Consider the following 5,503-nt stretch of genomic DNA (forward strand, 5'->3'; position numbering starts at 1 on the left):
ACGTAGGAGAGCTGTGCCGCAATCTCGTGACGATCGAAACTCTTAAGGTGGACAGTGATCGACGCGATCATGTCTATCCGCGACCGCAGATATTCGCCGTCGAGGTGAACCATGACGGGGAGGCATTCGCTGGGGTCCAATGACGTCCCTACGATCCGGCAGGAAGACGTGATCTCGGCGACTGCGCAACTCAGCTCAAACGAATGTGGGCCACCGCAGCGCCTCTCATCGATGCCCAAGCCGAGCGACAGCTGTCGCGAGGCCAGGCGGATTGTCCGGTACACCTTAAACGTGCGGACGATGGCTTCTGGATCAGCGTCCGACCAAGCATCGGTTTCGCAGAAGCGTATGGTCACGGTTTTGGTCTCGGGTTGGCCGATCTCGGCGAACACATTGGAAAGCCACTTCCAGTGGAAGCTATCGTCCACGCTGCAGTAGCGCACCACGATCGAGGGGCAGTCGAGGCTACCTAGGTAGAGGAGCCGATCCATCTTCATCGCAACTGAAAGCGCCTCTGTCGGATCGTCGGTCGCTTTGAGCTGCACAAGAAAGATCAGCCCCGTTGCCTCGTCGCGGTCGTCGAAGACCTCGACCTCGAGATCGACACCATAATCCTCGTCCTTGCGCCGACAAACCCAACGGCTCGGCAGGGCCTGCTCGTACCGCCGGATGGATTCGGCTTCAAGCTGGTGGCTTCGGGATCGCTTCGGCATTTCGCACAATTATCGCCGCCGTTGGCGGATTGGTAGGGCCTCACGCCATTTCTTTCTGTCGCGTTTTGTCCCGCTCGGCCACCTAACGACGGTTCTGCGTCGGCGCAGGTATGAAGCGAGAGTAGAGGGCCCCGCCGAGACGACCTCCGAGCGTCCGAGTACACCGATCCAGGGTCCCAAGCGGACTGTCCGGATACGGCCCAAAATCAGCCGGTCAGCAATGCGCCCGATGTCGGCCGTTGAGGTGATCTTTCCTGTTGCCCGATAGCTGACGTTGCCGGCGGCACCAACGATTTCGATGTCTTAACAAGCATTGGCCTCTCCGGAAGCTTCCCTTGAAACCTCGGGGAAGCACCGGGGGAGCATGCAGAGCTGCATCCCATCGCCACGAATTCTGTTGTGGACGGCGCAAGTGGTCAAGTGGTCACGCCGCCGCCGTGGCTAAGGGAGCGAGGATTCCCGCTGGCTCCCTCGCAGGAAACCTACCCGCTGCGACAGCCTGCGCGATCACTTCAGCGTAGGGGTCAGGTTGCTCTCGAAGCTGCCCATCGAAAACCTTTCGTCGGAGGCACTCGGCGACAAGGGCGCTCATGTCGGCGATCGGATCGTCGCCATAGTCTCGGTAGTACCTCGCGTACTTCGAGGAATCGTAGACATCCGGCGCTCCGCCGTGGATTACCGAGTTCCGCAATCGCATCAGCAGAAGCACACGGGTACGATCGAGCTTTCCCCCGAACAGTTCATCCACCCCGCGCGCAACAGCCTCCGTTGCGCCGTTTGCATCCCCAAACATCGAGTCGATCGTGATGCAGTCTATTGGGAACCGCTCGCTGTCCGGTAGAAACCAAGCCCTGTAGAAGTACTGCAGCGATTTCAGCTTCTTGATATCGGCCTCGCTGCTGGAAGCGAGAGCCCTATCAATCACTTCAAGCCAAACACCATCCTCGACCCCTAGCACAACGTCCTCGCCGAGTGCCGGCGTATGTGGCGAGCTGTCGGAAAAGGACCATCCATCACGAACGCCCACCACTCCGCCGAAAACCTTCCGGCCGGTAAACTGGTGTCGGTAGTGATGCATTACGGTGAGGGAGATCGCCCCTAAGATCGATGCTCGATATTTTTTTGCCACCTCAGGCGATGGAGCGGTGACAAGGAGCCAGCTCGTCGGGGTTTGGGTCTTGTGCTTCCAGTCGCTGAATGGCGGGAATAGATGACCATCGACGTAGCCGCGTGGCAGGTTCGCGAGCGGCGTTTGTGCTGCAAGACCAGTCGCTGTCGAGAGCGAGAATACCGCCCCCTCAAACGCATCTCTCATCTGGATGGTGACCAGCGGAAAGAGGCAAGTTTCTAGAGGCGGAGTGAGGATATCGCTCTCTGCGAACTGGTCGACAAGCAAGTCAACTTGCTCCTTCGATATCCGCTCCAGGAGTGAGGTTTCAGCGCGGCTGAAAATGTTGTTGCCCGCAACAAGGTGGTACCGGTCCGTGAGGAAAGACCGCAGCTTCTCAAAGGAATGGCCCAACGGAAGATAACGGAGATGTGGCGGCCCGAGGGACCTCAGCTTCATCACCGCAGGCATCAGCTTCTTTCGACGGAAGAAAAGCGCGACAGAAATGCCGCCTAAGGCGGGATGCCTATCGCGTCGGCCAAGGATGAATGCGCTGGCAAGGCCGTCTTCGCCAACGGTGTTGTAGGTTGCGGCAAGCAGCCCCACGATAATTTCACGCATCTGTACCGCGTTCACGACACCTCCATTAGCTGGCCCATTCGCGTGGATTGTTTCTACTAGACCCCTGCTTCTTCGGAACGTGCAAGAACTCTTCACTCACAAGCAAGAGGCTTTGGTTCTCGCCGCGTCCTCTAGCGGGCTCACAGTCGGCTTTCGGCAAGGAAACCGTGTTAGGAAGGTCCGGATTGGATCAGGGCCTGCATTTTGGGGTCGGAGGAAGGTCTTGAACGGGTCAGTCAGGGACCTCGGAGCTACCGAATCGAATGTCCGCTGTCGCTTTTTGAACGCCAGAAACTGCCGGTCGGCAAACGGCCCCTCGTTCTAACGGAACGCTTCGCGCCCCTCCAATGAGCCATTGAGGTGTTTGTTTGCTTCCTTCCTGCACCGCCATTCCCGCCGATCAATTTCTGCGCTCACGGCAAGTGCTCAGTGTTTGCCCTGCTCGATCGCGACCTTGAGTTCTTCCACCTTCTCCCTATGCTCAGTGTCAGCCAGCGTTTCCAGTCGCTTTGTGGTTTCATCCCAATCCAGAAACACGCTGACAGCCGATTGCTGGAGCGGGTAATATACCCGGTCGCTCACGGCCCAACTGCGCAGCTTGTCCAGGAGGAAAAGAAAGCCTTCATCGGGTTCGGTGAATTTCGTGACCCAGGCCTTTGGCTCTTCCAGGCCTGACAGGTCCCTCCAGCCAAAGAGGTAGGCTGCTAGATCCGGCATCTTCGAAAGATCGCCATCGTTCACCTGAGCGGTAGCACGCGTCTTCAAGCTATTCAGGAGGTCAGTCAGCTTCTCACGGTCGAAGGCCGAGCCATCAGGATTTGCCCGTTCACCGACGAGGCCATGCATGAAAAGCTCGTCTCTGATGAAGTGCCCGATCAGCCAGTTCAGCGACGGACAGTCTGAGGCGAGCTTGGTGGCTGCCGAGGTAAAGGCATCGTGGTCCAACGTCTTCAACTGTTTGAGGCAACCCCTCACCACACGTTCCGCGATATCCGAGACTGACAGCGACAACGGCCGCGGACTGTTGTCTTCGGCAAGGATGACATCCATGCCGTTGGATATGGCTTCTATCAGACCTGAGAGCCTCGATGCGCCGAGGCTTCTGATCATGTCGTCATCCAGCCGGTCCAGTAAATGTTCGAACCAACTCCTTCCTGACGACCTCCTTTTCCGGGCGAGAGCGACGAGTTTCTCCGTCAGCGCCGACGTGTGGCTCGTTGCGAGGGCGAGCAACGCGTTGAACTCGTCATCCGGCATTATCGTTTTCGGATACGTCAGCGCGAAGTAGTAGCGGTAATGGATCGGGCTGCCCAGACGGCGCAGCGCGATCATGTTTTTCACTTCGCCTACGCTTGAGCTCGAAAAGACGCATTGCTCGGGACTGTCGTTCTTGATGATGCCTGGAATGAACCGGCGCAGGCTCCAGATTGACTGCGTGGACATTGCGTCGTCTGACGGCAGAAGCTCCTGAAGCCGCTTGCCGATCTCCTTCTTGTCGTGGCTGCTGATTGTACCATCGCCTGTGACGAGGACCGAGCGTAGCGAGAGATATTCCTCGATCCAACGATAGAGAGCCGGGTTCGTTGTCTTGATCAGGTGCAACCGGCAGACGTCGGGGAAATAGACATCGTCCTTGATCGAGGGATACAGGAACCGGAGGCTGTTGAGAGCAAGCTTGACCTCTCGCGGGGTCCGTAGTGCGCCACCTTCGCGGTCCACCCCAACTTTAAGATCGGAGAGGAGCTCACTAGTCGCGGGGCTTCCGGTGACTTCCTCGAAGATGGCCAAAGCCTCTGTGAGGAATTGCTCCCGCAAGTCGAATGGCTCGGGGAGTGGTATAGTGAAGGTCAGCTGGATGATTTTTTGAAGGAACTGATCTCCATCGGATATCTTCAGGCCAGTCATAAGCGCGTGGGATAGGGCCGCCCGATCATAGCACATCAGGTAGGTAATCTTCGGGAAATCGGCGACCGACCTCACCAGCCGGACCACCTCAACGGCTTGTTCGGGCTCAAGCCGGTCGAGGTCGTCCAGAATGACGACGAAGCCGATTTTGAGCTCGGAAATCCTCTTGGAAATGTTGGCTTTGATTTCGGCAGTCGTCTGTTGGCGTTCAGACTGCTCAAGGTACTCAGAAGCCAAATCCAACGAGTCTCCCGCGATCTTCGCACCGGGAATGAAATATTCAGCCAACCGCGCGGCCGGCGCCAACGTCCGCCCTGTTTTCGCGCCGTACGACCGGACGAGATTGCCGAGGTCGGTTCCTTTCTTCTTCAGCTGCTTCCAACGGCTCTGTTTGGCGTGCGCGTTTTCAATCTGATCCAGAATGTCCGCTATTGGGATAAGCAGGGAGGATACGAGATTGGACCGATCTCCGCTGAGCCATGGCGCGATGTTTATGACGTGGATGTGCTCCGGCTTGCTCTTGTCCAGCTCGTGCCGCAGGAAGTTCAGCAGCGTGGTCTTGCCTGATCCCCAAGGCCCCTCCAGGCCAACGACCATGCCGTCTGTTTCGAACGTCTTCAGAATTGCGGGTGCGAGTCTTCTGGCTATGCCCACAAAGCCAAAAAGATCGGCCGCCTCGGCATTCAAGGGCCGGTCGGAGTCAGGTTGCGTTGGTGGCTTCATATATTTTTGATCAGCTCCAGCTAGATGTTCCATGGAGCTGATTAAGGCATACACATCTGAGGCGCAAAAGAGAAGCCTACTATGCGCCTCAGCAGCTTTGGGGGCGAAGGCAGGGAGGGACACAAGGGACCGGCGGTGTATCCCACGGCCACACTTAGGAGCGAAAAGGGCCGAGGCCGGAAACATCCGCCCTCAACACATGTTCGCATTCGACGCCTCCGATCATGGCTTAACGCGCAGAAAGCTGGCAGTTGGTCTTTGAGATCATTCGACGTTCGAAGGTCCGCTACTGACGATCCGAGCCTCGGAGCCGTCGGTCCACTCTCGGCCCGAAAGCGGTCAGCGCACGGTTCTACAAGTAGGGATCGCGCGACGGACGCGCTCAACAAGTGCGCGAATCTCTTCAGACTGACGCAGTAGCTCTCCGCTGGTC

Annotated in this window: 3 protein-coding genes; all 3 read right to left on the minus strand. The window is 57.7% G+C overall.

From position 1 onward, the window contains the following. The coding region (locus EN893_RS16595) for a DUF4365 domain-containing protein (protein WP_164900916.1) at positions 1-713 on the minus strand (713 nt) is incomplete at its 3' end. 424 nt (positions 714-1,137) lie between these two features. Continuing rightward, entirely contained in the window at positions 1,138-2,457 is a 1,320-nt protein-coding gene (locus tag EN893_RS16600; protein WP_128361652.1) for a hypothetical protein, read from the minus strand. A gap of 411 nt (positions 2,458-2,868) precedes the next feature. Continuing rightward, a complete protein-coding gene (locus EN893_RS16605) occupies positions 2,869-5,070 on the minus strand; it encodes a P-loop NTPase fold protein (RefSeq protein WP_127268970.1) in 2,202 nt (733 codons plus the stop codon). Positions 5,071-5,503: the final 433 nt, after the last annotated feature.

The organism is Mesorhizobium sp. M7A.F.Ca.CA.004.04.2.1 (assembly GCF_004022825.1).
In the GTDB taxonomy this organism is placed as follows: domain Bacteria; phylum Pseudomonadota; class Alphaproteobacteria; order Rhizobiales; family Rhizobiaceae; genus Mesorhizobium.

Coding starts and splice junctions, on each gene's coding strand:
- EN893_RS16605 (WP_127268970.1), bottom strand. CDS start 5,070: ATGAAGCCACCAACGCAACCTGACTCCGACCGGCCCTTGAATGCCGAG.